Genomic DNA, 25700 nt, shown 5'->3' on the forward strand with positions numbered 1-25700 from the left:
CCTACTCCGCAGTCATCACCACTGTCAGGATCCGGCGCAAGCTCATCGCCACTGACGCCGGCGCGTTCACCGGCGACTGTTCGGCGGCGGCCTCGGCCACGGCGTCGCTGAGAGCGGCGATGCTGTCCTTGGCGTGTGCCAGGCTGTTGGCGAGTTCGCCGGATCCGGCGTCGCGCCAGTGGTCCACCACGGCCGCGACGGCATCCAGTGCGTCGGAAAGCGGCTTGATCACTGTGTCCGGGATGACGGTCCCGGCGCCTTCTTCCCAGATGGCGCTGGCCAGGACGTCGGTGATGTCCTGGACGTGGAATGTCAGCCGTTCAAGGGTTCGCAATCCTGCAAGGTCCGACGGCAGCCGGGTGGCACGACGACGGGACCTGGGGTTCGCTTTGGCGCTCAGTTCTGCTTGATGCACCGCTGTCCGCACGGCTGCCGCTGTCATGGACAGTTCGTCGCTGCGGCTGGCCCAGGCTTCGTGGTTGGGCGGCCATGACTCATTCATGGCTTGCGCCATGTCCTTGAGCTGACGGGACAAGGCGCCTTGGTGCCCCGCGATGGCAGGGTCGATGTCGTCCAGGTGCAGCGGCGGGAAGACCAACCAGTTGATGGCGAAGCCCACCGTGACTCCCAGGGCCATCTGGAGAACGTAGGCGAAGGAGAATCCTTCCGCATTCGAGTCGCCCAGCACCAAAACGAACAGCGCAGCCATGGGGATCCATTCGGAGGCGCTTCCCAGCCGTGGAAGGCCTCCGATCAGCACGCCAAGTCCCACCACCACGGCTACCGCCAGTGCTGTGGGTGCAGCGACGGTGGTGATGGCGAAGGCCATGCCGATCCCCAGGACCAGGCCCGCCAGGCTTTGGAGGCCGTGCCTGGCGGAGTCCGCCACCGTGGGGTGCATGCTGACCAGGGCACCCAGCGGCGCATAGTACGGGTATTCGGCGGCGGGACCGGGCATGAATGGTGCAAGGTACCAGGCCAGACCTGCTGCCACGGCTGTCTTGGCAGCGAAGAGCAGGCGGTGGCGGGTCACAGTTTTACGAAGCGCGGGAATCAGCCGTCGCCTTGAGGGCAGTTGGCTCATGGCATCTACGTTTGCAGGTATGCCGTGCTGTGTCGAGCCGCGGACACCGGATTGCCGGGGCCTCACATTTTTCGAAAAAAGGTGTGATTAGAACCAGGACAACCGGGTACTCACCCATTGATAGTAACGATACTTACTATTCCGGCTGCTGTCCGCAGCCTGCCAACTGTGGAAAGAGAGCGACAATGACTGAGAGCCAATCGCCGCAGGACGGAAGCTTCGCGGCACCAACCACTGGTGCCCATGCAGGCACCGAACCCTTCGCCGGAAACTACCTCGATTCGGACGTTGATACCCAGACCGCCGGAACCACTGGAATCGGTGGAACCCCAACCGGTTCGGGAACCGGCTCTGCGGGCTCCGGCAAGGTGGACGCCGCCAAGGAAGAAGCTGCGGGTGTTGCAGAAACCGTATCTGATGCCGCCGGTGGTGTTGTCGACACTGCAAAGTCCGAGGCCAGCCACGTGGCCCGCGAAGTCAAGGTGAATGCGCGCCAACTGCTCACCCAGACCAAGGGTGAATTGACCGATCAGGCCCAGGTGCAGCAACAGCGTGTCGCTGAAGGCCTGCGGTCCATCTCCGACGAACTGCACACCATGGCCAACTCGAGCCAGGACGGCGGAGTTGCCACGGACCTGGTCCAGCAGGCAGCCCAGCGTTCCTCCGCTGTGGCCCAGTGGCTGGAAGGCCGGGATCCGGGCTCACTGCTTGATGAGGTCAAGGGCTTCGCCCGCCGCAAGCCCGGAACATTCCTGTTGCTGGCCGCAGGCGCTGGCGTCCTCGCCGGCCGCCTTGGCCGGGGGATGGCCGACAACTCACCGGCTGGTGGATCCACGGGCGGAACCGACGGCACCGCTTCCGGGACACCCCGCGCCGCGTACTACCCGACGCAGGGCTACCCGGGTCAGGGTGGCGCAGTGACGCCTCCGCCAGTGGACCTTCCGGGACCGGCCACCACCACGGCCGGCTATGGAACGGCAACCACGGGTGCTGCATCCACCGGATACGGTGCCGCTACAACCGGATACAACGCCGGGACCACCGGCGGCTACGACGGCTCCACGCTGCCGTATCCGGAAACCGACGCAGGTGGAGTCAAGGCCCAGGGTGATCCCCTCGCCGGACCCCTTGATCCGGACGACCCCCAGTACGGAGGTCACCGATGAGCAGTCCCGCCGACTTGCCTCCCACAGAGGCCCACCTAAAGGCGGAAACCCTTCCCCTTGGGGAGCTGCTGAGCGACCTGACGCGTGACGTCTCCACGTTGATGCGCCAGGAAGTGGAGCTGGCCAAGGTGGAGCTCAAGGAGTCCGCCACCAAAGCAGGAAAGGGCGCCGGCATGTTGGCTGGCGCCGCGTGGGCCGGCCACATCACCGTGCTGTTCCTGTCCATCGCCCTTTGGTGGGCACTGGGCCAGCTGGTTGGCCTCGGGTGGTCCGCCGTGATCGTTGCGGTCATCTGGGGAATTATCGCGGCAGTCCTGGCGGTCATGGGCCGCAAGGAACTGAACGCCATCAAGGGCTTGCCGCGGACCGCTGAGACTGTCAAGGAAATACCCCCCGCTTTGAAACCGAACACCGAGGAGACCCGATGACGCAGAACCCCGACGCCCTGCGCGCCGATATCGAAGAAACCCGCCGGCGGCTTAGCACCAACGTTGATGCCGTGGCCGACAAGGTCACGCCTTCGCACATCGTCAACCGCCGGGTCGACAAGATCAAGACAGCTGTCTTCGGCGCCCGTGACGACGCCCAGGACCGCGCCGGCAACGCGGCCCACCAGGCGCACGATGCGGTGTCCGGCGTCGTCTCGGACATCGGCGACTCGCCGCAGGTGATTACCCGCAAGGCGCAGGGCAGCCCGATCGCTGCCGGTCTCATCGCCTTCGGCGCGGGCCTGTTGGTTTCGGCTTTGATCCCGCCGTCGGACAAGGAGCGCGAGGCAGCCCAGGCGCTGAAGGAAGCGGCGCAGCCGTTGACCGAAGAGCTGAGCCACGCAGCACAGGAAGTTGCCGAGCACCTGCGTGAACCCGCGCAGGAAGCTGTGCAGAACGTCAAAGAGACTGCTACTGAAGCTGCCTCCAACGTCAAGGAAGAGGGCCAGGCTGCAGCTGCCGATGTACAGGACCGTGCCAGCACGGCAAAGGACAACATCAGCAACCAGTGACGCCCCCTTCTGACCCAACTAGGGGACAGCACTTGTCGCATTGAACCCTCATTGCGACGTTTGCTGTCCCCTAGTTGGGTTTGCTGTGTCCCGGATAGGGTCAGCGAACCTCGAGGATCATTTGCAGCAGCCGGGCAGCGGCCGGGCGCGCTGCGTGCTCCTCCGCCCACTGTGCGCGGGCCAACGCTTTGCTCACTGCCTGCGTGCTGATTCCCAGTTCCTGGGCGACTGCTTTTTGCTGGCCGCGGACGCCAGGGGTGAGAAGGTCGAGCACCCGCCACTCTGCGGCACTGCGGTGCTGGACAATGTGTCCGAGAAGGCGCAGCACGGCTTCTGCCTCGGATGCCAGCGCCGCCAAAGGGCCATCCACCGCGACGGGGATCCGGTCGTTGCTGCTGCGCAGCCTGTCCACTGCCCGCCGGGCGTATACCAGGCCGTGGCCCGAGGCGTCCTTCACCAGGTTGGGCAGCGGCTCATTAATAGGTCCGACGCCGATCCCGACGTACCACTGACCGGATCGGAGCGCGATCAAAGCGGTCTCAACGGCCTGATGGCTGGATTCGACGATGCCCTGCACCTCATCCTCGACAGACCGGTCGAAATCCAGGCGCGCCGGAATGTGCCGCAGGTCTTTTAGCAGCTGCGGCACAAGATCGCCGTCGCGCCGGCTGTCGCGTTGGTTGATGGTGAGAGTGAACATCGTGGATCACATGCTACCGGCTGGTAGCGGCTCTGCAAGGGGAAGTTTCGCCTGTTACTCGATACGTAACGGAAGGCGCCGGGGTACCGGTTAAGCGGATCGGTCCAGCCCTGTGGGCCCCGTCAGTACGACGGCGGGAAGCGCACCTGCCGCCTCAAGGGCGGCGCCGGGCAGGCCGGAATCACGCATGGCTCCCTGGATGGCTTTGACCAACGGGGCCGGGTCCTCATCGCCGGCAAATACCCAGAAGGTGTCGCGGGCCTGGAACACCACGGCGTTGTGGCCACCGGCACCAAGGGAGACCTTATGCCGCGCAACCAGCAGCCTGTCGGGGTCCCTGCGGTCATTCGTAGTGACAGCCCTGAGTGTCCCCGGCACTACATCACGCCAGGGAAACTCCAACAGGGTGTGCTTCTGCGAGTACTTGGCCACGATTCCGCCATCAAAAACCAGCAGTTTCCGGTAGCTGCCCAGCAGGGTCATGGACCACAGCAGCAAACCCGTCAGGGTACTGGCGAGGACGAACAGCCCGGGATCACTGAAATGTCCTGGTTCCCTGGTGGAGCGAAGGGGGCTGACAAACTCGGCGATGGTCCCGAACACGAAGCCCACCACCAGGCACGGGAGAAGTGCCTTCCAAAAGATGCGCCGGGAGCAAGCTACATATCGGAGCCGTCCCAAGCCCGGGCTGAGCCGACGCTCAACCCGACGAACCAGCCAGTTACGGCCGCGCATCCGGGCGCTGGCCATAGAGGTTGGGCAGGTTCTGCTGTTGGGCCGCAGCGGCTTGCTCCGCTGCGACGGCCTTGGGGTCCGGGATGGGCCGCTGGCCCTTGGCGATGCCCGAACGGCGGTCGATGGCCACAAACTTCGGATCCCACGTGTCATCTCCGCCGCCACTGAGGGCCGAGGCAATGACCATGACAACGAAGAACGGGAAGAAGGACCAGCAGATGGCGCGCCAGCCGCCCAGCCAGGCTCCCGCCGTCGTGCCGTTCTTGATCCGTACCGAGCGCATGCCCGCAGCGGCGTCACCAACACTGCCGGCCGTGCCCCAGATCATGCCGTAGACGTACAGGCCAACAAACCACAGGACACCGTAGAGGACCAACCAGAACCCGTCGTTGTATCCCAGCGCCGAGCCGCTGTTCATCATGGACTCACGCAGCACCGCCGCTACCGCCGCCAGGATGACGTAGCCCACCAGGAACACAATCGCGTCCAGTACACGGCCCCAGAAATGGGCAGCTCCCGAAGCCTTGACGAAGTACGCGCCGGTATCAGGGTGGCGGCGTACGGGGCGGCCGTTGAGGGGGTCGACCAGGCCGGTCAGGGTCGTGGGCTTCGAGGTGCTCATGTTGGGCTTTCGGTTCGACGGCGGGATGCGGCTGGGGTGCGGAGGCTCAGGCCAGTCCGGCCAAGCCACCCAGGATGCGGGCCAAGGAAGGAGACGAGGTTTCCTTCAATTCGAACGAAACAGCTTCACCCTGCTCCGGCAGGCCGGAACCGGACGAACCTTCCACGCGCGGCGTCAGGACGTGGACTCCCGAAGGCCCTGTGTAGACGGTCACCGTTGGGAACTCGTTGGTGTCGGAATTGAAAGCCACGACATTGCTGGCCGCTTGGGTGTCTGCCAGGGCAGTGGCTGCATGGGCTTCGAACTCGGCTTCGCTGTAGACAGCCGGGTCCGTATCGCGGGCGGCCGCCTGCTCAGGGTCCACGAATTCGGCAAGCCGGGGTACCAACTGGTCCCGGGTGACAACGGTGAAACCGTGAAGGCCACCTTCATCGACTTCCTCCAGCAGGACGCCTTCGTCATGGACGTAGCCGTACAGCCAGCGCTTGCCGGTGGAGACAGTGCGTTCCACGGAGACGACATTCTTGCCGCTGCGGCGAAGGGTCAGGGCGCCGGTGATTTCGTCGGTGGCGTGCAGCCGGTAAGGTTCCTTTTCGCCTTCAAAGACCACCGGATACACGAGTTCCTTCGCGAGCAGTCCCCGCAGGGCAACAGCGCAGAGGACTTCTTTGTTGGTGTCCTGGGTTGAAAGCCAAGGCAATGCCACCAGTTGTTCGTGCTGGACCCCGTCCAATGCCACAACTTCTTCGTCGGTCAGGGTGGGCAAGGGGGCTCCGATGGCACTGGCCGACGCCAACACCTTGGCCGCGGCCTCAACATCCCGTTGGGTCCATTTCATGGTGCTCGTTGTCATCCGAATATCCCTCCGACAAAGTTTCCGACCGACTTGGCGGCGTTACTGACTCCGTCTGCCACCTTACTGCCTACATCCTTGGCGAAATTGCCCACTTCCTTCGCGCCGTCGGCAATGTAACTGCCGGGGTTGCGCGCGAAGTTGGTGATGGAATCCCAGTTGTCGGCCACCAGGTTGCCCAAGGCCCAGGCGCCGGCCACGAGCCCGGCACCAATGACGATCGGCGCGCCGATCGGTCCCAGGAGGGCCGCGCCGCCGGCGGTCATGAGCATGATGCTGCCGACGCCGCCCACCACGGAAAGCCCGCCGGCCACGCGGTCGCCGGCACCCCGCCAGCCGTCGTGCTCGGGGCTGATCATGTCGCCGATTCCACTGACGATGTTCAACGGGGCGGCCACGGCGCCTGCGATGCGGAGGCCCTTTGAGAACTTGCTCGCCTCCTGGAAGGCGGTGCTGTAGGGGATGTTGGCTTTGAGGTCGGTGATGACGTCAGTAACCTTCTCGCCGTTGCGCAAGGCCGTAATGCCATCCCGAAGCACCGTGCCGCCGGCACGCCAGTTGGTCAGGATTTCCTTGGTCTGGCCGTACCGCAGATGCCGGGGAATGACATCCCCGGCTGCATCCGGCTTGACCGGCAGAAGGTACTTGAAGGCTGTCCACAGGGGCGCACCCACACCCTTCGCTCCCATGGCAGTGTCATAAACGTCCTTCAGCACACCGACTGACGAGCCCGATCCGTCGTTGTGGCTGGCAAACTCCTGTTGGTTTGCGTGCTTCTTCAGCTGACTGGCGTTCTCCCGCAGCATGTTGGCGGCCTTGACCAGGCTCTGCCGGTGCTGGCTGTTCCAGTCGCCCTTGAAAACGGTGGCATCCCGGCCCTGCCAGGCTGCCGTCGAATTGATCGCGTTGGACAGCTGCGTACTTTGCAGGCTGATGGCATCGGCGGCTTTGCCCATCACGCCGGCCAGACTGCGAAGCTGCGCGATATCGGCGCCGTAGAACCCAGCCATGTGGAACCCCCTGTGTACAAGCAATGAAAAGTCTCGTCCCAGCCTAGGCGGACAGCGGTGCTGCCGCGATGGGGAGACATGCCCATTAAATGCACGACGGCGGGTGGTGGGGTTCGCTGGGAACCGCACCACCCGCCGTCGTCACTCAGCTGGGGAGATCAGTGGCCTTCTGCCGAGAAGCGCTTGATGGAAGCTTCCAGCTCGGCTTCGGCGGCAGCGCGGTCGCCCCAGCCTTCAGCCTTGACCCATTTGCCGGGCTCGAGGTCCTTGTAGCGGGTGAAGAAGTGCTCGATTTCCTTGATCAGGAATTCGCTGACATCGCTGACTTCCTGGATGTGGTCGAAACGGGCGTCAACCGGAACGCAGAGGACCTTGGCGTCTCCGCCGCCGTCGTCGGTCATGTTAAAGACGCCGATGGGGCGGGATTCAACGATGACGCCCGGGTGGAGGTCGAAGTCCTGCAGGAGCACCAGTGCGTCCAGCGGGTCGCCATCTTCACCCAGCGTGTTCTCGAAGAAGCCGTAGTGCGTGGGGTACTGCATGGAGGTGAACAGGACGCGGTCCAGGCGGACACGGCCGGTTTCGTGGTCAACTTCGTACTTGACGCGCGATCCCTTGGGGATCTCGATGGTCACGTCGTGCTTCATGGAATGCTCCTTGACGGGTGGGTGGGGCGTCGCTCCGCAGAAGCGGCCGCCACGGGTGGCAGGCTGCTTGGCCCGGGGCTGGCGGCAGGCAAAAGTACAGCCGGTGCCGCCGACTACTATTGAGGATATAGCGAGAGACCCGGGTTTCTTGAACCGGCGGGGACATTTCAGGACTGACAGGACCAATCAACTTCCATGATGGGCGTTAAAAACGGGGGTGCCCGCAAGAGAGTGTCCACGGCGTGGGGGCGCCTGGCGTGGCCGTTCCTGTTGTCGGTGGTTTTGCTGTGCGTGGCCGCCGTCGTTGCCTCCGGAATGGTGCCAGGACTGTTCAGCATGCCCAAGCCGGCACCATCGATCCCTTCATGGCAGCAGGAACCTGCTCAATTGTCCGCTTCCAGTGTTCTCCTGCCCCTGGATCCCAAGGCGCCCGTCCCCGTACCGGCCGAAGTGACGCGGCTCCTTGACGACACCCTCAAACCGGATGGTTCCGGCAGTATCAGTGGCGTGGTCCTGGATGCGGTCACCGGGCAACTCCTGTTTGACCGCGACGCCAATTCCAACCGCATTCCGGCGTCGAACATGAAACTGCTGACCGCCGTTGCCGCGTTGAAGGCGCTGGGTCCCGAATCGCGTTTCACCACCAGGGTGCTCGGCTCCGACAAACCCTCCACCGTGGTCCTGACTGGCGGCGGTGACGTGCTGTTGGGGGCTTCCGCCTCTGACCACGCGGCCGTTCTTGGACACGCGGGCCTCGCTTCCCTGGCAAAGGAAACCGCAGCAGCCTTGGCCTCCGACGGCGTGCAAGGTCCCATCACGGTCCAGGTGGACGACTCCCTTTTCACCGGCCCGGCGCTGAACCCGGCCTGGAGCCTCGACGACGTTGCAGCCGGCGAGACGGCTCCCTTGTATTCGCTGGCCATGAACTCGGGCCGCTACTCACCCGGCGTTGAGACAGGACCTCGGCCGCAGGACTCAGCCATCACCACCGCGCAGGCGTTCGCCGAGCAGTTGGCGGCTGCCGGCGTCGTGGTGAGTCCCGGCGTCGAGCGCGGCAAGGGCCTCCCCGCCAAAGTGTTTGCCACCGCGGAGTCGGCTACGGTCAGTGAGCAAGTGGACCTCATGCTGCAGACCTCCGACAACTTCCTGGCGGAGGCGCTTGGGCGGATGGCCGCTGCTGCCAGCGGCAAGGAAACCACGTACGACGGCGCCACGTCAGCCGTGCGGCAAAGGCTGGGGGAGTTGGGGATCGCCACCGATTCGATGCTGTTGGCCGACGTTTCCGGCCTGGCGCTGGAGAACCAGGTCAGCGCCCGGCAGTTCGCCGACGTCGTCCGGGCCATTACCAGCGGTTCCGATCCTGCCCTTCGGGCTGCTTTGGACGGCTTTCCCGTGGCTGGGCTTACCGGCACCCTCAACGACAGGTACGGAGATGCCAGCACCGCCGGAGGCGCCGGGCTGGTGCGCGCCAAGACCGGAACGCTCAACACCGTGATTGCCTTGAGCGGTTATGTGGTGGACGCGGACGGCCGGCTGTTGGTGTTTTCGTTCATCGGCAACGGCCTGGATCCCGGCGCGGCCGGCAACAAGGCAGCCATGGACCGTTCCGCGTCCGGACTGGCATCCTGCGGCTGTCGAGGCTGAGTCTTACCGGAGTGTACCTAGGAGTGCACCACGGAGGGCACCGCGGAGTGCTCCGCGTGGAGCGAACTTAAGGTTCACTGTCAGCCACGTGTGGTGTGATGGACCGTATGGTGTCATCTGCACGCGAATCGTCAGCAGGGGCCCAGTCCCTGATCAATTGGGATCTGGCCGCCGCTACGGCTGCCCGGCTTGCTCCTCCCGGCCCTGAACTCAGCGCCGGGGAGATCGGCAAGGCGGTGGAGAACCTGCGCTTCAACGCCGATGTCTCCGTTCCGCACGTGCACGACATCACCGGACTGGATGCCGCACGGGACCTGCGTGATTCCCACGTCCTGGTGGTGGACAGGGCCTCGTGGTCCAAGGCCAACACCCAAAGCTTCTCGGTGATGCTGCAACCTGCGCTGGCGAAGATGCTCGAAAGCCGCGGCGGGAGCGCCATGAGCCCGGGGGCGGCTGCGGCAAGCGGCGCCATTACAGGGACCCAGCTGGGCGCCGTCCTTGCTTTCCTGTCCAGCAAGGTCCTTGGCCAGTACGATCCCTTCGCTGCCCTCGCCCCCAACTCCAACGTTCCCCCGGGCGGTCGGCTGCTCCTGGTGGCCCCCAACATCATCTCCGTGGAGCGCGAACTCAACGTCCACCCGGACGACTTCCGCCTCTGGGTCTGCCTGCACGAGCAAACCCACCGCGTGCAGTTCGCGGCAGCACCGTGGCTGCGGCACCACATGCTCGAGGAAATCGAGAAACTCAGCGGCAACCTGCTGGGCAACATGGACTCGCTGGTTGAGCGGGCCGGCGCGGTGGCCAAGTCCTTGCGTGACCGGAATCCTTCGGAGAAAACCCCGAACCGAGGCGCCATCCTGGACCTCCTGCAGAACCCCGAGGAAAAGGCGTCCCTGTCCCACATCACCGCGGTCATGAGCCTCCTTGAGGGCCATGCCAACGTGGTGATGGACGCTGTGGATTCCAGCATTGTTCCGTCCGTGAAGACCATTCGCCAGCGCTTCAACGATCGCGGCAAGGACCGCGGGGTGGTGGAGAAGTTCATCCGCAGTGTTCTCGGTTTGGACGCCAAGATGCGCCAGTACACCGACGGCGCCAAATTCGTCCGCGAAGTTGTTGCCGCGGCCGGTATGGAGGGCTTCAACAGGGTATGGGAATCAGCCGAGTACCTGCCCACCGAAGAAGAAATCCACAACTCCCGGCTGTGGCTTGAGCGGATGGGCCTTTGAGCCTTCACTCCGGTTCCGATGTTGATCCGGCAGGCAAGGGACGACGACGACCAGGCCGTTTGGCGCCCGTCGTCGGCAAGGCGCGGAAACAGTTACAGAACGCCCTGGCCGCTGCGGGTTACCCCTCAAGGGTGCTCGTAGCGTGCAGCGGTGGGCCGGATTCACTGGCGCTCGCAGCAGTTGCCGCCTACTTCGGCCGGCGGGGCCACGTGGACGGGCATCCGGTCACGGTGGCCGGCGTCGTCGTGGATCATCAGCTGCAGGCCGGCTCAGCGGAAGTCGCGGCCAAGACCGCCTCCGTGTTGCGCGATCTGGGACTTTCACCAGTGGAAGTGCGCACGGTTGACGTTGCTTCCACGGGTTTCGGGCCGGAAGCTGCTGCCCGCGACGCCCGCCACGCGGCGCTGGAGTCGGCTGCCGATGATCTTGGGTGCGATGCGATCCTCCTCGGCCATACCCTCGATGACCAGGCCGAACAAGTGCTGCTTGGATTGGCCCGCGGCTCGGGAACCCGTTCCCTTGCTGGCATGCGGCCCGTCCGCGGACGCCTGCTCCGGCCGTTCCTGGGCCTCCGCCGGCAAGAGACCGTGGAGATCTGCGAGGCGGAGGAACTGGAACCCTGGCATGATCCGAGCAACTCCGATCCCGCGTTTGCCCGTTCCAGGACACGAGTGGAAGTCATGCCTGTCCTCGAAGAAAAACTTGGGCCCGGGGTGACTGAATCCCTGGCCAGGACAGCGGCCATTCTTCAACAGGACGCGGATTTTCTCGAAGATTTGGCCAACGAGACGTATCTCTCACTGGTCCAGCGGGAGGAAGGCGTTGCCTGGTTGCCGGAGGACGCCGTCCGCGGGCTGCCCGCAGCGCTGAGGTTTCGGGTCATCGCGAAGGCCGCGGCCGACGTCGGCGGTCAACAGCCCGGTTACGGGCGGCTTCAGGCGGCGGAAGCGCTGCTTCGCCGGCAAGGCTCGGCGGGACCCGTGCAGCTGCCCGGACACGTCAGTGTTTCCCGCCTGTCCCTCAGCGATCTGGCGCAGGAGCGGCCGCGAGCGTCAGGCGATTCGGCCAATGCCGTTCCCCGCGAAGCCGCACGCTGTGGGAAGCTAGTATTCCGGCATCAGAAACCGTCCCAGCAGTAGCCGCACCCGAGCATCAAAACAGGAGCCATTGGTGGATTCAAACGACGTCCAGGCAGATCTCAAGCACGTTCTTTACACCAAAGAGCAGATCCAAACGCGTATCGCGGAACTCGCGGCGCAGATCGACAAGGACTACGCGGGCCGCGACATCCTCATTGTCGGCGTGCTGAAGGGTGCGGTCATGGTCATGGCTGACCTGGCCCGTGCGCTGCACAGCCACGTCAGCATGGACTGGATGGCTGTTTCGTCCTACGGCTCGGGCACCCAGTCCTCCGGTGTTGTCCGGATCCTCAAGGACCTCGACACCGACCTCATGGGCAAGGACGTCCTGATCGTCGAGGACATCATCGATTCCGGCCTCACCCTCTCCTGGCTGAAGTCCAACCTGGAATCCCGCGGAACTGCCAGCGTGGAGATCTGCACGGCCTTCCGCAAGCCGACTGCCGCCAAGGTCGAAATCGACGTCAAGTACGTCGGCTATGACATCCCCAACGAATTCGTAGTTGGTTATGGCCTGGACTACGCCGAGAAGTACCGCAATCTCGACTTCGTAGGCACCCTGGCTCCGCACGTTTACGAGTAAGCCTTTCGCTCTTTCACTTCGCCGCGCCCCTTTCCGCCGTTTGCACCCGTAACCTCTGGTGCGCTTGGCGGGTAAGGGTGCGGCGCTGGTGCTTAACGGGTGCGCCGAGCGTGTGTGGTTGCAACAAGGGGCTTGCTGAACTCCCATCTCGCCATCCGCCGGGGCTAAACTAAGCCATGACCGGTGCTTCTGCCCGTGTTCTGACATGGCTTGCCGTCATGGCGACTCTGCTCACGGCCTGCACACCCGCCGTCGACCTTCCCGGTGCCGACGTCGGTCAACCAGTGGCGACATCGTCCTACGGGCCAACTGCAGGCGGGGTTGCCACGATCCCGGCCACGGGTGCCACACAAACTTCTGCGCAGCCACAACCTGTGCCCCCGCCTGTGCCGGCACCCCCCGCCCCGCCACAGCCATTTGCCCTGAACCTGTACCAAACGGGCGACTTCGTACCTCAGTACACCTTTGATTGGTGCGTTGCTGCGAGCATTCAGATGGCCCACAACCTCATTGACGACACGGGTGGGGCTTCATGGGCTGATCCTGCGCAGCAGGGCCAGCTGTGGGAGATGGCACGGGCGCGGTCCTCGGACTCCTTCAACGGAGCGAATCCTTTCGGTTGGGCCCAGGTGCTGACCGAGTCCGGGATGGGACCGTACTCCGTGGTGAGCGTTGCCAACTATGAGGCCGCGCTGCAAACAGGGGCACGTGCCATGGCCACTACCGGACGACCGGTGGGCCTCGTAATGTGGAGTGGCCGGCACGCCTGGGTCATGAGCGGATTTGAGTCCGTGGGTGATCCCGCCCTGTTTCCGGAGTTCCAGGTCACGGGCATACGGGTCATGGATCCGCTCTACCCCTACGGCAGTGCGCAATGGGGACCGTCCCCGGAGCCGAACAGCCTGCTCACCCCGGCTCAGCTGGCCACCCAGTTCGTGGTCCGGGAGCCCCGGCGCTGGAGCAGCGGCTTGTCGGCCGGCTACTTGTTGGTACTCCCTGTTGCTTCGGCCTGACACACCAGAAGTCCGGCCCAACCCAACCGCAACCTTGTCTGACAGGCGTTGAGCTGCGGTGGGCCGCAGTCCCGAAAATCGGGTCAGGCGCGGCGCAAGGACGTGAGACCGCCGTCGTTCAATATGCGCGCAAAGACGCGCGGATCCATCATCTCTGCCCAGCCCCACCGGATGACGGTCAAGCCCAGAGCCCGCAGACCATTTTCGCGGGCCTTTTCCGCCATGACTGCCTGCTGGATGGTCTGGTTTCCCCGCAGTCGATTCCTCAAGTATTTGCCGTTGCCATCAAATTCCCCCACGAGGTCGAGTTCCGGCCACCAGAAGTCTGTTCGTGCTGTTCGTCCGTTCCGCAACGTAAAAGAGCCTTGAAGAGTGGGGACGGGGAAGTTGAGCAAGATCATCCGGGCCCGGCTCATGGATTCCCCTACCGACTCCGACTTGTCTGTGGACAATTCGAGGATCGTGCTGGCCCGGCGCCGCCTCGACTGACTCGTGAGCACGCCCATACCGTCAGCAAGTTCGTCAACCTTCGACGGCCGACCCCAGGCCCTTTCCTTGTCCCAATCGTCGACGTCGGGACCTTTGCCCCGCCCTGGTTCCCGTCGGCTGGAGTCCACAACCGCCAATGCCTCGGCAAAATTCAGGGTGGCAGCCAGCTCCGCAGTAGTACGCACTTTGTCAGTGACCTGGAAGTCGCCGAGTTTGGCAACAGCGACGTCACGGGATCCGAAACTTCTCCGGATCCCGTGTTTTGATCGACCACCTGTGGGATCCTCAGTGACGGTGCACAGGTGCTTTGGAACACCAACTACTCCGAGCCCCCAGAGGAGTGCCGCCGTCTGCAGGTTGAAAACGGGCGTTAGCCTTGCCGTGTTGACCAGCGCCGCTGCGTGGAGCCCGTGCCGCTGACGGTTATTGAGCCCCGCCCAGTAAGCAGCCCGGACATATGTGCCTCGTCGGACCCGGACAAGCTCGCCGCGTTTGGCGCGCTTGGCGAGTTGGCGTGGGTCTTGTCCGATACGAGTCGCATCCGTGGCGAGTATGAGTTCTTGCAGGACCATGTGACCTACGCTTCCCCCTGTTACCCCGGGCCGAAAGCTACAGCTTGGTCTATGTGGAAACCACCACCGCGGCCTTTTCCGCCAATCGCGCCCTTCGTTCACTACCTCCGCGCCCCTTGCCGCGGTTCGCTCCAGTGGTTACGGGTGCGTTTGGCGCGAAGGGGTGCACAATCCTGGAAGGCGGACCCTGAGCCACGCCCCGGAAACCCGCCCAACAACCCTGTCCCCGCGAGCCCGCCGCGAGTATCCTGTGTACGCCCAGAGGGAACTTTTGGACTTTCCAATGCGTGAATTACTGGGAACGGTGTATAGCTTGAAACCGAAGCAGCACCACTCGCGCGCAGAAGTTGCGCCTTGCAGCACTACCAGGAGGGACGGGGCAAAACCCCGATCAGATGAAAGCTAAGAGTTTCTTCAAGGGCCCGGGCATCTGGATTGTTGTCGTCGTTGGCTTGCTCCTGGTGGCATTCGCAACACTGGCTCCGGGCGGTTCCACACGCATTGACACCAAGGATGGCCTCGAACTCCTTTCCCAGAGCGGCAAGGTGGAGCAGGCCAAGATTTTCGACGCCGAGAACCGCGTCGACCTGGTGCTTAAGGACAACCTCAACCTGGACGGACAGGACAAGGGCAAGAACGTCCAGTTCTTCTACGTCACGGACCGTGGTCCCGACGTCGTCAAGGCTGTCACGAACGCCAACCCGGACAAGGGATTCACAGACCAGCCCGTAGAGAACAACTGGTTCTCCGGCCTGTTCTCGCTCCTCATCCCGGTGCTGCTGCTGGGCGTGCTCTTCTGGTTCCTCCTCTCCCGCATGCAGGGTGGCGGCTCCAAGGTCATGCAGTTCGGGAAGTCCAAGGCCAAGCTGGTCAACAAGGACATGCCCCAAGTGACCTTCGCCGATGTTGCCGGCGCTGACGAGGCCGTGGAAGAACTCCAGGAAATCAAAGAGTTCCTCCAGGAGCCCTCAAAGTTCCAGGCTGTTGGCGCGAAGATCCCCAAGGGTGTGCTGCTCTACGGCCCTCCAGGTACCGGTAAGACCCTTCTTGCCCGTGCCGTAGCCGGCGAGGCCGGCGTCCCCTTCTTCTCCATCTCTGGTTCGGACTTCGTCGAGATGTTCGTCGGCGTTGGCGCCTCCCGCGTCCGCGACCTCTTCGAACAAGCCAAGGCAAGTTCTCCTGCAATCATCTTCGTGGACGAGATCGACGCCGTCGGCCGTCACCGCGGTGCCGGCATCGGTGGCGGTAACGACGAGCGCGAGCAAACCCTGAACCAGCTCCTTGTGGAGATGGACGGCTTTGACGTCAAGACCAACGTCATCCTGATCGCAGCCACCAACCGCCCCGACGTCCTCGACCCCGCACTGCTGAGGCCGGGCCGCTTCGACCGCCAGATCACCGTGGAAGCGCCGGACATGGTTGGCCGCGAGCAGATCCTCAACGTCCACGCCAAGGGCAAGCCGATGGCACCGGGCATCGACCTCCGGGCTGTTGCCAAGAAGACTCCCGGCTACACCGGTGCTGACCTGGCCAACGTCCTGAACGAGGCCGCGCTGCTGACTGCCCGTTCGAATGCCAACCTGATCGACGACCGTGCGCTGGACGAGGCCATTGACCGCGTCATGGCCGGCCCCCAGAAGCGCAGCCGAGTGATGAAGGAACTCGAGCGCAAGATCACCGCGTACCACGAAGGTGGCCACGCGCTGGTGGCAGCAGCGCTGCGGAACTCCGCGCCGGTCACCAAGATCACCATCCTTCCCCGCGGCCGCGCCCTCGGCTACACCATGGTGATCCCCGAGGACGACAAGTACTCGGTCACCCGCAACGAACTGCTGGACCAGATGGCCTACGCCATGGGTGGCCGCGTTGCCGAGGAAATCGTCTTCCACGACCCCTCCACGGGTGCGTCCAACGACATCGAGAAGGCCACCTCCACGGCCCGCAAGATGGTCACCCAGTACGGCATGAGCGAACGCGTTGGTGCCGTGAAACTGGGACAAGGCGGCGGTGAGCCGTTCCTTGGCCGTGACGCTGCCCAGGAACGGAACTTCTCGGACCAGATCGCGTACGTCGTGGACGAAGAAGTCCGTCGCCTGATCGACCAGGCCCACGACGAGGCCTATGCCATCCTCACGGAAAACCGGGACATCCTGGACCGCCTGGCGCTGGAGCTCCTGGAGCGTGAAACCCTGAACCAGGCCGAGATCGCCGAGATCTTCCACGACATCCGCAAGCGCGACTTCCGCGAGATCTGGCTGTCCAAGGAATCCCGGCCGGTGCAGTCGATTCCGCCGGTGGAAACCCGTGCCGAAAAGGCTGAGCGCGAAGCCCAGGAGGAAGCCAAGAAGGCCCGTTTGGACGAGCCGCTGGACGTCGTAGCTCCGCACGCCCAAGGTGTCAGCAGCCAGGAATCCTTCCAGGCCCCGCAGCCCGACGGCAGCAACGACCACCCGCATCACGGCTAAGCTTTCTGCTGTGACTCATTTCGACGACGACGACCTCGCCGCCGCCCACGGTTCCGCCGCGGGCTCCAAGGCCCACTCCAAAGTGGACCGCCCGCGCATCGAAGCGGCTGTCCGGGAAATCCTTCTGGCCATTGGCGAAGACCCTGACCGTGGCGGCCTCCAGGACACGCCCAAGCGCGTGGCCAAGGCCTACGCGGAGGTCTTCGCCGGGCTCCACCAGCACCCGGCTGATGTCCTGTCCACCACGTTCGACCTCGACCATGAAGAGCTTGTCCTGGTGAAGGACATCCCCTTCTACTCCACGTGCGAACACCACCTGGTGCCGTTCCACGGAGTAGCCCACGTCGGTTACATTCCGTCACATGACGGCAAGGTGACCGGCCTCAGCAAGCTGGCACGGCTGGTGGACATCTACGCACGCCGGCCGCAGGTGCAGGAACGCCTCACCACGCAGATCGTGGAGGCCCTGGTGCAGCACCTCAACCCGCGCGGGGCGATTGTCGTCGTCGAATGTGAACACATGTGCATGTCCATGCGCGGCATCCGAAAGCCGGGCGCCAAGACCGTCACCAGCGCGGTGCGCGGTCAGCTCCATGACCCGGCCACCCGCGCCGAGGCCATGAGCCTCATCATCGGAAGGTAAGCATTATGGACTCCCTCGCTGCAGCACCCGGAACCGGCCCGGCTACAAGCCCGCTGCCGGTTCTCCGCAAGCCGCGTCCGGCGGCCAGGTTCGAGGACCTGCCAACGGACCGCACGCTCGTCATGGGAATCCTCAACGTCACCCCGGATTCCTTCAGCGACGGCGGCAACCACCACACGCCTGACTCGGCAATCGCGCTGGGCCTGCGGATGTTCTACGCCGGAGCTGACATCATCGACGTCGGCGGCGAGTCGACGCGGTCGGGCGCCGAGCCCGTGGACCCGGAAGAAGAACAGCGCCGTGTCCTGCCAGTGGTCCAGGCGTTGGTCAAAGCCGGCGCCCTGGTCAGCATCGACACGATGCACACCTCCACTGCCGCGGCAGCCGTTGAGGCCGGAGCCGCCATCATCAACGATGTGTCGGGCCTGACCATCGAGCCCGGAATGCCGGAGCTCGTGGCGCGGACCAAGGTCCCGTATATCCTCACGCACCGCCGTGGGGACGCCCGGACCATGGATAGCCTGACGGATTACGGCAACGTGACCGAGGACGTGGTGGCTGAGCTCAGCGGCGTCCGCGACAAACTGTATGCCGCCGGTGTTGCCCCGGAGCAGATCATCGTCGATCCCGGCATCGGGTTCTCCAAGAACGAGGACCAGAACTGGGAGCTGCTGAAAAACCTGGACCAGCTCTTCACTTTGGGGCACAAAGTGATGGTCGCGGCTTCACGCAAGCGCTTCCTGGGTTCGCTCCTGACGGTGGCCGGCAAGTCGGCTGCCCCGTTGGAACGCGACTCCGCTACAGCGGCCATCACGGCGTTGAGTGCCGCCAAGGGCGCCTGGGCTGTCCGCGTCCACGACGTCGGTCCCAACCTTGACGCCGTCAAGGTTGCCGCCCGTATCGCCCGCTGATTGGATAAAGCTGTGGACAGGATCACGCTGACCGGCGTCACCGCCGTCGGTTATCACGGAGTGTTCGATTTCGAGCGCCGGGACGGCCAGCCCTTCGTCGTGGATGCCGTGCTGCACACGGACTTCACCAAGGCCGCCGAGACCGATGATCTGCAGTACACAGCGCATTATGGCCACGTCGCCGAGCTGATCACCAAGCACATCGAGGGTGAGCCCTTGAACCTGATCGAGGGCCTGGCTGTGAGGATCGCCGAGGGCATCCTCGAGAATTACAACGTGGCCGCCGTCGACGTCACCGTCCACAAGCCCAAAGCACCCATCGAGGTGCCGTTCGGTGATGTGACTGTCAGCGTCCACCGGGAGCGGTCATGACGTCTGGCTATACCAAGGCCATTTTGGCATTGGGCAGCAACCTGGGGGAGCGGAACGACACCCTGTCCACTGCTGTCGCGGATCTGGTCGACCCGCCGGAGGTCCGCCTTTTGGGGGTTTCGCCGGTGGTTCAGACCAAGCCCGTCGGTGGGCCGGAGGGCCAGCCTGATTTCTTGAACATGGTCATGGCGGTGGAAACCACGCTCACCCCGATGGAGCTCCTGAAGCACTGCAACGATGTGGAAGAAAAGCACCACCGGACGCGCGAAGTGCGCTGGGGTCCCAGGACGCTGGACGTGGACATCATCGTGTTTGGCGACGTTGTGAGCGACGACCCCGTCCTCACCATCCCGCACCCCCGGGCAGCCGAACGGGCGTTCGTGTTGTACCCGTGGTCGCTTCTGGAACCGTACGCGCAACTGGAGGGCCGGAGCGTAGCCGAACTGGCCGCCGTCGCAGCTGACATGCCTGATATCCGCAGGTTTGACGGCTACGGCGACGTCGCAGGCATTCCGGCGACAGGGGCGGTGGAGTAGCCATGAAAGCCATGCGCCCAGTGGTTTTGGTGCTCATCACGGTCATTGCTGCGGTCATCGGTTGGTTGGCGACGTTGAGCACCAACCGCTTCAGCATGCCCACCCCGGTCCTGCCGACGTCGGCCCTGGTCACCATGGGCGTCATTGCCGGGCTCACGCTCGTCATGGGTGTGCGGGTCCTGCGTTGGCGGAACGGCAAGAAGAAGAACCTGCTGAATCCGATCCTTGCCGCCCGGACGCTGATCCTTGCCCAGGCATGTGCTTATGCAGGAACACTCCTCCTTGGCTGGCATGCCGGAATTGCTGTGGACCTCCTGCGGATCGGCACCCTGCGCAGCGGTGAAGGCATTTTGTGGAACGCGCTCCTGATGGGCGGAGGCGGCGTAGTGATGATTGTTGTCGGCCTGGTGGTGGAGCGTTTTTGCCGGATTCCGCCGGAGGACATCGAAGGCGGCACGTCCGGTCCCGAAACCCGCCGTGGAGAGACCAAAGGCGAAGGCGAGTATGCATACCGAGGCGATTGACCCTCCCGGCGTCCAGTGGCTGCGGGTTTCCCCGAAGTACGTCACTGTCCGCTTGGTGGAGTGGGCCATCGGCAACCTGGTGATGCTGGCCGTGCTTAGCCTGCCGCTGGTGTTCGTACTTCTGGGCTGGTGGCGTTGGCCCCCGCTCTGGCTGGCCATCGCCGTGCCCGCGGTGATGTTGGTGTTGGCGCTGTGGCGCTTGGTGCTGATTCCGCGTCAGGTGCGAGCGATCGGTTACGCCGAACGCGACGATGATCTGCTCATCCGCCGTGGCATCTTTTTCCAGCGCACCATGGTGGTTCCGTATGGCCGGATGCAGTACGTCGATGTCGCCGTCGGGCCTGTTGAGCGCAGCCTGGGACTGTGCACCCTGAAGCTGCACACCGCTTCGACAGGAACAAACGCCCATCTCCCCGGTCTTCCGGCACAGGAAGGCGCCCGCCTGCGTGAGCAGCTTTCGGCCCGCGGAGAAGCCAGGCTGGCCGGGCTGTGAGCCCTGGAGAGTCTGTGATGGTGGTGCCGGACCAGGCCGTCGACGGCGGGTGGAAGCGCGTCCATCCTGCCTCACCTTTCGTGCGCGGCTGGGTGGCCCTGGCCGCCGTCGGCTTCTTCTTTGGGCGCGATGCCTTCGAGCGCATGCTGCAGGGCCGGGACTTTGTTGACCCGGCGTTGAGCGGCAGAGTCCCTTGGCTGCTGGCTGGAGGTGGCGTGGTGCTGCTGCTGACGGTGGGTGGCTTCATCCTCAGCTGGTATTTCACGCGTTACCAGGTGGCCGAGGGCTTCGTCCGGGTGAACACCGGCTTCCTGTTCAAGCAGCAGCGGCAGGCCCGCCTGGACCGCGTGCAGGCCATCGACATCGTGCAGCCCCTTTTGGCGCGGATTTTCGGTCTCGCTGAACTCAAGTTCGAAGTGGCCGACGCCGGGGAGTCGGCGGTGCGGCTGGCTTACCTTCCGGTGGAGCAGGCCAAGCAGCTGCGCGCCACCATCCTGGCCCGTGCGGCCGGTGTGGTCAGCGAACCCGGCTCGACCCAGGAAGTCCCGGAAGCGCCCGAACACGTGGTGTTGTCGGTCCCCCCCGGACGCCTGCTCGGTTCCCTGTTGCTGAGCGAACAGACCGTGGGCATCCTTCTCGGAGCCGCAGCTGTGGTGTCCACGTCTGTCCTGCTGGATAACACCGCGATTTTCCTGGCCCTTATTCCTGCCATTCTTGGCATTGGCGCCTCATATTGGAATGCGTTCAACAAGGGCTACAACTTCACTGCTGCCATCTCCCCGGACGGCATCCGGCTCCGCTACGGTCTGCTGGATACGCAGGCGCAAACATTGCCTCCCGGCCGTATCCAGGCCGTGATGGTGAGGCAGCCTCCCATCTGGAGGATTTTCGGCTGGTACCGCATGCACGTGAACGTGGCCGGTTACGGTGCGGCGGGCACCGGCGAGGGCGCAGCGCGTACCATGTTGCTCCCTGTGGGCCTGAAGTCCGACGCCCTGCGGATGCTGTCGTTGGTATTGCCGGATCCTGGTGTCGATAATCCCGAGGAAGTGTTTGTCAGCGGATTGGAGGGGCTCGCGCCGGCCTCTGGCAGCGCTTCCGGGACCGACGGATTCGTCACTACGCCGCGTCGCGCCTGGCTGCTGGCTCCGCTGGGCTGGCGCCGGAACGGCTTCCTCGCCACAGGTACGGCGCTGCTGATCCGTTCCGGCCGGTGGTGGCGCACCCTGGTGGTGGTTCCGCATCAGCGCACCCAATCCATGGCCTTGCAGCAAGGTCCCCTGGCCCGCCGTTTCGGCGTGGCCGATCTCGTCCTCCACACCACGGCCGGTCCAGTCATGCCAAGGGTGTTCCAAGCGGGAGTGCCCCAGGCAGTGGAACTTTTCGACCAGCAGGCGGCCCGTGCCCGGGAGGCACGCAAGCGGCAGACCAGTGAGCAGTGGCTGGCGCAAGTAGCGCCGCAGGCTCCCGAAGTTGCGGCGGCCGCCCGACCCCAACACACCAACCAGGAGGACCGACAGGATGGCTAAGCCAGGACGACTCGGAGTCGGAATCGTCGGCGCCGGCAAGGTGGGCGCCGTCCTGGGCGCGGCTTTGCGCGCGGCCGAGCACGCCGTCGTCGGGGTTTCCGCCGTGTCCGAAGCGAGCCGCGAGCGGGCCGAAAACCTGCTACCCGGCGTCCCGATCCTCGAGATCCAGGACATCGTGGAACGTTCGGAGCTGGTGCTGTTGGCTGTGCCGGATGACGCACTCGGTGAACTCGTGACGGGGTTGGCCACCTTGGGCGCCTGGCAACCGGGGCAACTCGTGGCGCACACGTCGGGCCGGTATGGCGTCGGCATTCTCAACCCGGTGCGGGCCGCGGGTGCGATTCCGCTGGCCCTGCATCCGGCCATGACCTTCACCGGCATGAGTCTTGACCTGACCCGCCTGATGGATTGCACCTTCGGCGTCACCGCGGACGCAGCCATGCTTCCGATCGCGCAGGCACTCGTGGTGGAGATGGGCGCTGAGCCGGTCGCCATCGCCGAAGCCGACCGCACCCTGTACCACGCTGCCCTGGCGCACAGCTCCAACCACATGGTCACCCTGGTGGCCCAGGCCTCGCAGCTGCTGCGGGAGATCGGCGTCGAAAGTCCTGAGTCGATGCTGGGTCCGCTGTTGCGGGCGACGCTTGAAAACGCCCTTGCGTCGGGCGAATCCGCGCTGACCGGGCCGGTGGCCCGCGGAGATGTGGGTACTGTTACCGCGCACGCCCAGGCGTTGAAAGAGTACGACGCCGGCGCGGGCGGCGACGTCCTTGCCGCCTATCAGGCGATGGCGCGGGCAACAGCGCGCAGGGCCGGAAACCGCGGCCTCCTGCGTCCCGAACAACTGACGGATATTGACACGGCTTTGGATGCCGAACCCAAAGCGACGGAAGGAAACTGAACCACATGGCCATCAAACTCGTGACCACCGCGGCGGAGTTGCGCGCCGAAAGCGCCCGGCTGCTTGCTGAAAAGCGCGGGAGTTCCCAGGGCCTCGTTCCCACGATGGGCGCCCTGCACCAGGGCCATGCTGCCTTGGCCAGGACGGCGGTAGCTGAGAACGACGTTGTGGTTGCAACCATCTTCGTGAACCCGCTGCAGTTCGGCGACGCCGTGGATCTGGACCGGTACCCCCGCACTCTGGATGCCGATATGGCACTGCTGGATGCCGAAGGCGTGGACCTCGTCTTTGCCCCGTCGGTGGACGCGGTCTATCCGGGCGGGCAGCCGCTGGTTCGCGTCACGTCCGGGCCGCTGGGCGAAAAGTGGGAAGGCGCGTCACGCCCCGGGCATTTCGACGGCGCCCTCACCGTGGTGGCCAAGCTGCTGCATTACGGCCTGCCTGGAGGTGCTGCAGCGGACGGCACGACGGCGGCCTACCGGGCTTACTTTGGCCAGAAGGACGCGCAGCAGTTGGCCCTTGTGAAGCGGATGGTCTCGGACCTGAACTTCCCTGTGGAGATTGTTCCCGTGCCGATCGTCCGCAGTGAGGACGGTTTGGCCCTTTCAAGCCGGAACCGCTTCCTTTCAGCCGAGGAGCACGAGGCCGCCCTCGTATTGTCGCGGGCCCTGCGCCTTATCGAGACCCGCGCAAAGGCGCACGAGCCGCTCGACTTGGAGTCCGCCGTCGCGCTGGTTGAGTCCCAGCCGCTGGTCGAACTGGACTATTTCGACGTCGTCGATCCCGCCACGCTGGAACCGCTCGCCGAGAACTGCAAGGAAACTCCGTTCCGGGGCGAAGGACTGGCGATCATCGCTGCGAAGGTGGGTCCTGTGCGGCTCATCGACAACGCGCCATTGTTTTCCTAAGGTTTGATTTTTTCCGGTGACGGGAATTGGCCTGGCGTCTAGACTGTTCTAGTCTTCACCGGCACTGATCGCCGGACATCACAGCCAAACCACCTTGGGGAACCTTCATGTCTACCGACGTCACGTCCGACGCAAACGGCAAGCCCGACTCCGGAGCACCCGCCTCGGCAGGGACAACGTCCGCGCAGGCGGCCTCTGAGGCGCGGGGCTCTGAGGCGCGGGGCTCTGACAAGATGTCCCGCGAGTCCGTGACGGTCATCGTCACGCTGCTGGTGGCGACCTTTGTGGTGATCCTCAACGAAACCATCATGAACGTTGCGCTGCAGCGGTTGATGACGGACCTTCAGGTGAGTGCCTCCACGGTGCAGTGGCTGGCTACCGGCTTTATGCTCACCATGGCTGTGGTCATTCCCACCACTGGCTTCATCCTGCAGCGCATGAGTACCCGCGGGGCCTTCATGCTGGCCATGGGACTTTTCAGCGGTGGCACCCTGCTGGCAGCACTTGCACCGGGATTCCTGGTCCTGCTGCTCGCCCGTATCGTTCAGGCCGGTGGCACGGCGATCATGCTTCCGCTGTTGATGACCACCATCCTGACCCTGGTTCCCTTGTCCAGGCGCGGAGCGGTGATGGGCAACGTGAGCATCGCCATTTCAGTGGCACCGGCGATGGGCCCGACTGTCTCGGGCATCATTCTTGACCACTTTTCCTGGCGTTTCATGTTCGTATTCGTGCTGCCCGTTGCCTTGGCCGCTTTCGCGATTGGTGCCAAGTACCTGACTAACGTGGGTGAGCGGGAAAAGACCACTCTTGACCTGACCTCCGTGATCCTCACTGTCCCTGCGTTCGGTGGCCTGGTCTATGGGCTCAGCCAGATCGGTGGCTCCAACGCAGGCGTTGTTCCGGTGATCGCCCTGGTGGTCGGACTCCTGTGCCTGGCGTTGTTTGTCTTCCGGCAGCTCAAGCTCCAGAAGTCCGATGCTCCACTGCTGGATCTGCGCGCCTTCAAGTTCCGCATGTTCACGGTGTCCACGCTTTTGATGGTGGTGGCGATGATGGCCCTCTTCGGCGGTGTAATCCTGCTGCCGCTGTACCTGCAGAACACCCTGCACCTGCAGCCACTGGAAACTGGCCTGGCATTGTTGCCTGGTGGATTGGCCATGGGTCTGCTGGGCCCTGTCATCGGCAGGATCTTCGACAAGGTTGGCCCGCTGCCCCTGACACTGTCCGGCTCCATCCTGATGGTCCTGACGCTGTGGCAGTTCTCCCGGCTCGACGAGGGAAGTGCGCTCGGTTGGGTGATTGCCCTCCACGTAGCCTTGAGCTTTGGCCTGGCGCTTCTGTTCACGCCCGCGTTCACCACCGGACTGAACCCGCTGCCGCCGCACCTGTACTCGCATGGTTCGGCGATCATCAGCACAGCCCAGCAGGTTTCGGGCGCAGCCGGCACCGCACTGCTGGTGTCCATTTACGCCGTGGTCTCTGCATCGTCCGGACTTGTTGCCGGCATGCACGCAGCGTTCCTGGCAGCCACTGTGATCGCAGTAATCGCCGTGGTGCTCAGCGCCATGATGCGGAAGACCGAAGGCGCGGGTGCCCACGGAGGCCACTGACGTCCTTGCGCGCCTGCAACCCTCTCTCACATCCCTCCCGTTTGGCCCGGCCCCTCTCTCACATAACAACCGTTTCACCTCAACGCTCTCTCACCTTGTCGGTGGGGGAGCGTTGTTGCTTTCGGGAGTACGCCTAGTCCCAGGCCGGATACCGACGCTCTCGCACATCCCCTGGGGTTGGCCCGGTCGCTCGCTCACGTTCCCCGGGTTTGGTGCGGACCCTCGCTCAGGTGGGTGTTCGACGGCGGGTGGTTGGGTTGGGTGGTGTGATGGGGTTCACGGGGCTGGTTTCTGGGTGTTTGGGGGTTGTGGCGGGTGC

At 64.3% G+C, this 25700-nt stretch carries 27 protein-coding genes; 19 read left to right on the plus strand and 8 right to left on the minus strand.

Going from position 1 to position 25700, the window contains the following annotated elements:
* Window position 1: 1 nt before the first annotated feature.
* Entirely contained in the window at window positions 2-1084 is a 1083-nt protein-coding gene (locus PQ627_RS05010) for an FUSC family protein (RefSeq protein ID WP_274258948.1), read from the minus strand.
* A 185-nt stretch (window positions 1085-1269) separates the two neighbouring features.
* Between PQ627_RS05010 and PQ627_RS05015 the strand changes: the two genes are divergently transcribed.
* From PQ627_RS05015 to PQ627_RS05025, 3 genes are read left to right on the plus strand one after another with little or no spacing between them, the layout of a single operon-like run.
* Window positions 1270-2250, plus strand: coding sequence for a hypothetical protein (locus PQ627_RS05015; protein ID WP_274258950.1), 981 nt, complete (start codon window positions 1270-1272; stop codon window positions 2248-2250).
* A complete protein-coding gene (locus PQ627_RS05020; protein WP_274258952.1) occupies window positions 2247-2678 on the plus strand; it encodes a phage holin family protein in 432 nt (143 codons plus the stop codon). The genes PQ627_RS05015 and PQ627_RS05020 overlap by 4 nt, the downstream gene beginning before the upstream one ends.
* Window positions 2675-3250 carry a DUF3618 domain-containing protein gene (locus PQ627_RS05025; protein ID WP_274258953.1) on the plus strand — a complete coding sequence of 192 codons (576 nt, stop codon included), beginning with the start codon at window positions 2675-2677 and terminating at the stop codon, window positions 3248-3250. The genes PQ627_RS05020 and PQ627_RS05025 overlap by 4 nt, the downstream gene beginning before the upstream one ends.
* A gap of 100 nt (window positions 3251-3350) precedes the next feature.
* Here the strand turns inward: PQ627_RS05025 and PQ627_RS05030 are convergent, their stop codons facing one another.
* From PQ627_RS05030 to PQ627_RS05055, 6 genes are all read right to left on the minus strand, one after another.
* The gene (locus PQ627_RS05030) at window positions 3351-3950 is read right to left on the minus strand and encodes a hypothetical protein (RefSeq protein ID WP_274258955.1); all 600 of its coding nucleotides are present in this window, start codon (window positions 3948-3950) and stop codon (window positions 3351-3353) included.
* 90 nt (window positions 3951-4040) lie between these two features.
* On the minus strand, window positions 4041-4700 hold the full coding sequence (locus PQ627_RS05035) for a hypothetical protein (RefSeq protein WP_274258957.1): 660 nt from the start codon (window positions 4698-4700) through the stop codon (window positions 4041-4043).
* Window positions 4672-5307, minus strand: coding sequence for a hypothetical protein (locus PQ627_RS05040; protein ID WP_274258959.1), 636 nt, complete (start codon window positions 5305-5307; stop codon window positions 4672-4674). Before PQ627_RS05040 ends, PQ627_RS05035 begins: the two co-directional genes overlap by 29 nt.
* Before the next feature lie 46 nt (window positions 5308-5353).
* Entirely contained in the window at window positions 5354-6160 is an 807-nt protein-coding gene (locus PQ627_RS05045; RefSeq protein ID WP_274258962.1) for a hypothetical protein, read from the minus strand.
* Entirely contained in the window at window positions 6157-7170 is a 1014-nt protein-coding gene (locus PQ627_RS05050; RefSeq protein ID WP_274258964.1) for a hypothetical protein, read from the minus strand. The genes PQ627_RS05045 and PQ627_RS05050 overlap by 4 nt, the downstream gene beginning before the upstream one ends.
* Before the next feature lie 158 nt (window positions 7171-7328).
* Entirely contained in the window at window positions 7329-7817 is a 489-nt protein-coding gene (locus tag PQ627_RS05055; RefSeq protein ID WP_144663396.1) for an inorganic diphosphatase, read from the minus strand.
* A gap of 198 nt (window positions 7818-8015) precedes the next feature.
* Between PQ627_RS05055 and dacB the strand changes: the two genes are divergently transcribed.
* The 5 genes from dacB (at window position 8016) to PQ627_RS05080 (ending at window position 13425) form a co-directional block, all read left to right on the plus strand.
* A complete protein-coding gene (dacB, locus tag PQ627_RS05060) occupies window positions 8016-9461 on the plus strand; it encodes a D-alanyl-D-alanine carboxypeptidase/D-alanyl-D-alanine endopeptidase (protein ID WP_274258967.1) in 1446 nt (481 codons plus the stop codon).
* 107 nt (window positions 9462-9568) lie between these two features.
* Window positions 9569-10690: a zinc-dependent metalloprotease gene (locus PQ627_RS05065; RefSeq protein ID WP_262276810.1), complete on the plus strand. Its 1122-nt coding sequence runs from the start codon at window positions 9569-9571 to the stop codon at window positions 10688-10690.
* Between the two features lie 59 nt (window positions 10691-10749).
* Entirely contained in the window at window positions 10750-11829 is a 1080-nt protein-coding gene (gene tilS, locus PQ627_RS05070) for a tRNA lysidine(34) synthetase TilS (protein WP_337993536.1), read from the plus strand.
* A 31-nt stretch (window positions 11830-11860) separates the two neighbouring features.
* Complete coding sequence (gene hpt, locus PQ627_RS05075; RefSeq protein ID WP_274258973.1) at window positions 11861-12412, plus strand: hypoxanthine phosphoribosyltransferase; 552 nt, start codon at window positions 11861-11863, stop codon at window positions 12410-12412.
* Window positions 12413-12588: 176 nt separating this feature from the next.
* Window positions 12589-13425, plus strand: coding sequence for a hypothetical protein (locus tag PQ627_RS05080; protein ID WP_274258975.1), 837 nt, complete (start codon window positions 12589-12591; stop codon window positions 13423-13425).
* Between the two features lie 83 nt (window positions 13426-13508).
* On the opposite strand, the gene PQ627_RS05085 is transcribed toward PQ627_RS05080, so the two are convergent.
* Window positions 13509-14486: a type IV toxin-antitoxin system AbiEi family antitoxin domain-containing protein gene (locus tag PQ627_RS05085; protein WP_274258977.1), complete on the minus strand. Its 978-nt coding sequence runs from the start codon at window positions 14484-14486 to the stop codon at window positions 13509-13511.
* Between the two features lie 395 nt (window positions 14487-14881).
* Here PQ627_RS05085 and ftsH point away from each other — a divergent pair, with 395 nt between their 5' ends.
* The 11 genes from ftsH to PQ627_RS05140 all read left to right on the plus strand — a co-directional run bounded on the left by ftsH (window position 14882) and on the right by PQ627_RS05140 (window position 25381).
* Window positions 14882-16951: an ATP-dependent zinc metalloprotease FtsH gene (gene ftsH, locus PQ627_RS05090; protein WP_274258979.1), complete on the plus strand. Its 2070-nt coding sequence runs from the start codon at window positions 14882-14884 to the stop codon at window positions 16949-16951.
* Window positions 16952-16961: 10 nt separating this feature from the next.
* Window positions 16962-17594: a GTP cyclohydrolase I FolE gene (gene folE, locus PQ627_RS05095; protein ID WP_144663402.1), complete on the plus strand. Its 633-nt coding sequence runs from the start codon at window positions 16962-16964 to the stop codon at window positions 17592-17594.
* Between the two features lie 5 nt (window positions 17595-17599).
* Window positions 17600-18505: a dihydropteroate synthase gene (gene folP / locus PQ627_RS05100; protein ID WP_144663403.1), complete on the plus strand. Its 906-nt coding sequence runs from the start codon at window positions 17600-17602 to the stop codon at window positions 18503-18505.
* Window positions 18506-18517: 12 nt separating this feature from the next.
* Entirely contained in the window at window positions 18518-18877 is a 360-nt protein-coding gene (gene folB / locus PQ627_RS05105) for a dihydroneopterin aldolase (RefSeq protein WP_144663404.1), read from the plus strand.
* Complete coding sequence (folK, locus tag PQ627_RS05110) at window positions 18874-19413, plus strand: 2-amino-4-hydroxy-6-hydroxymethyldihydropteridine diphosphokinase (protein WP_274258983.1); 540 nt, start codon at window positions 18874-18876, stop codon at window positions 19411-19413. Before folB ends, folK begins: the two co-directional genes overlap by 4 nt.
* Window positions 19414-19415: 2 nt before the next feature.
* Entirely contained in the window at window positions 19416-19937 is a 522-nt protein-coding gene (locus tag PQ627_RS05115; RefSeq protein WP_144663406.1) for a DUF3180 domain-containing protein, read from the plus strand.
* The gene (locus PQ627_RS05120; protein ID WP_274258985.1) at window positions 19918-20430 is read left to right on the plus strand and encodes a PH domain-containing protein; all 513 of its coding nucleotides are present in this window, start codon (window positions 19918-19920) and stop codon (window positions 20428-20430) included. Before PQ627_RS05115 ends, PQ627_RS05120 begins: the two co-directional genes overlap by 20 nt.
* A gap of 17 nt (window positions 20431-20447) precedes the next feature.
* A complete protein-coding gene (locus tag PQ627_RS05125) occupies window positions 20448-21959 on the plus strand; it encodes a PH domain-containing protein (RefSeq protein WP_274259010.1) in 1512 nt (503 codons plus the stop codon).
* Entirely contained in the window at window positions 21952-22860 is a 909-nt protein-coding gene (locus PQ627_RS05130; protein ID WP_274258987.1) for a Rossmann-like and DUF2520 domain-containing protein, read from the plus strand. Before PQ627_RS05125 ends, PQ627_RS05130 begins: the two co-directional genes overlap by 8 nt.
* A gap of 5 nt (window positions 22861-22865) precedes the next feature.
* Window positions 22866-23768, plus strand: a complete 903-nt coding sequence (gene panC / locus PQ627_RS05135) for a pantoate--beta-alanine ligase (RefSeq protein ID WP_274258989.1) — start codon at window positions 22866-22868, stop codon at window positions 23766-23768.
* A 107-nt stretch (window positions 23769-23875) separates the two neighbouring features.
* Entirely contained in the window at window positions 23876-25381 is a 1506-nt protein-coding gene (locus PQ627_RS05140) for a DHA2 family efflux MFS transporter permease subunit (RefSeq protein WP_274258991.1), read from the plus strand.
* The last annotated feature ends 319 nt before the right edge of the window (window positions 25382-25700 follow it).

Origin of the sequence: Paenarthrobacter sp. AB444 (genome assembly GCF_028736865.1) — a bacterium.
GTDB classification, from domain to species: Bacteria; Actinomycetota; Actinomycetes; order Actinomycetales; family Micrococcaceae; genus Arthrobacter; species Arthrobacter nicotinovorans_B.

Coding starts and splice junctions, on each gene's coding strand:
- PQ627_RS05010 (WP_274258948.1), bottom strand. CDS start 1,084: ATGAGCCAACTGCCCTCAAGGCGACGGCTGATTCCCGCGCTTCGTAAA.
- PQ627_RS05015 (WP_274258950.1), top strand. CDS start 1,270: ATGACTGAGAGCCAATCGCCGCAGGACGGAAGCTTCGCGGCACCAACC.
- PQ627_RS05020 (WP_274258952.1), top strand. CDS start 2,247: ATGAGCAGTCCCGCCGACTTGCCTCCCACAGAGGCCCACCTAAAGGCG.
- PQ627_RS05025 (WP_274258953.1), top strand. CDS start 2,675: ATGACGCAGAACCCCGACGCCCTGCGCGCCGATATCGAAGAAACCCGC.
- PQ627_RS05030 (WP_274258955.1), bottom strand. CDS start 3,950: ATGTTCACTCTCACCATCAACCAACGCGACAGCCGGCGCGACGGCGAT.
- PQ627_RS05035 (WP_274258957.1), bottom strand. CDS start 4,700: ATGGCCAGCGCCCGGATGCGCGGCCGTAACTGGCTGGTTCGTCGGGTT.
- PQ627_RS05040 (WP_274258959.1), bottom strand. CDS start 5,307: ATGAGCACCTCGAAGCCCACGACCCTGACCGGCCTGGTCGACCCCCTC.
- PQ627_RS05045 (WP_274258962.1), bottom strand. CDS start 6,160: ATGACAACGAGCACCATGAAATGGACCCAACGGGATGTTGAGGCCGCG.
- PQ627_RS05050 (WP_274258964.1), bottom strand. CDS start 7,170: ATGGCTGGGTTCTACGGCGCCGATATCGCGCAGCTTCGCAGTCTGGCC.
- PQ627_RS05055 (WP_144663396.1), bottom strand. CDS start 7,817: ATGAAGCACGACGTGACCATCGAGATCCCCAAGGGATCGCGCGTCAAG.
- dacB (WP_274258967.1), top strand. CDS start 8,016: ATGGGCGTTAAAAACGGGGGTGCCCGCAAGAGAGTGTCCACGGCGTGG.
- PQ627_RS05065 (WP_262276810.1), top strand. CDS start 9,569: ATGGTGTCATCTGCACGCGAATCGTCAGCAGGGGCCCAGTCCCTGATC.
- PQ627_RS05080 (WP_274258975.1), top strand. CDS start 12,589: ATGACCGGTGCTTCTGCCCGTGTTCTGACATGGCTTGCCGTCATGGCG.
- PQ627_RS05085 (WP_274258977.1), bottom strand. CDS start 14,486: ATGGTCCTGCAAGAACTCATACTCGCCACGGATGCGACTCGTATCGGA.
- ftsH (WP_274258979.1), top strand. CDS start 14,882: ATGAAAGCTAAGAGTTTCTTCAAGGGCCCGGGCATCTGGATTGTTGTC.
- folP (WP_144663403.1), top strand. CDS start 17,600: ATGGACTCCCTCGCTGCAGCACCCGGAACCGGCCCGGCTACAAGCCCG.
- folK (WP_274258983.1), top strand. CDS start 18,874: ATGACGTCTGGCTATACCAAGGCCATTTTGGCATTGGGCAGCAACCTG.
- PQ627_RS05115 (WP_144663406.1), top strand. CDS start 19,416: ATGAAAGCCATGCGCCCAGTGGTTTTGGTGCTCATCACGGTCATTGCT.
- PQ627_RS05120 (WP_274258985.1), top strand. CDS start 19,918: ATGCATACCGAGGCGATTGACCCTCCCGGCGTCCAGTGGCTGCGGGTT.
- PQ627_RS05125 (WP_274259010.1), top strand. CDS start 20,448: ATGGTGGTGCCGGACCAGGCCGTCGACGGCGGGTGGAAGCGCGTCCAT.
- PQ627_RS05130 (WP_274258987.1), top strand. CDS start 21,952: ATGGCTAAGCCAGGACGACTCGGAGTCGGAATCGTCGGCGCCGGCAAG.
- panC (WP_274258989.1), top strand. CDS start 22,866: ATGGCCATCAAACTCGTGACCACCGCGGCGGAGTTGCGCGCCGAAAGC.
- PQ627_RS05140 (WP_274258991.1), top strand. CDS start 23,876: ATGTCTACCGACGTCACGTCCGACGCAAACGGCAAGCCCGACTCCGGA.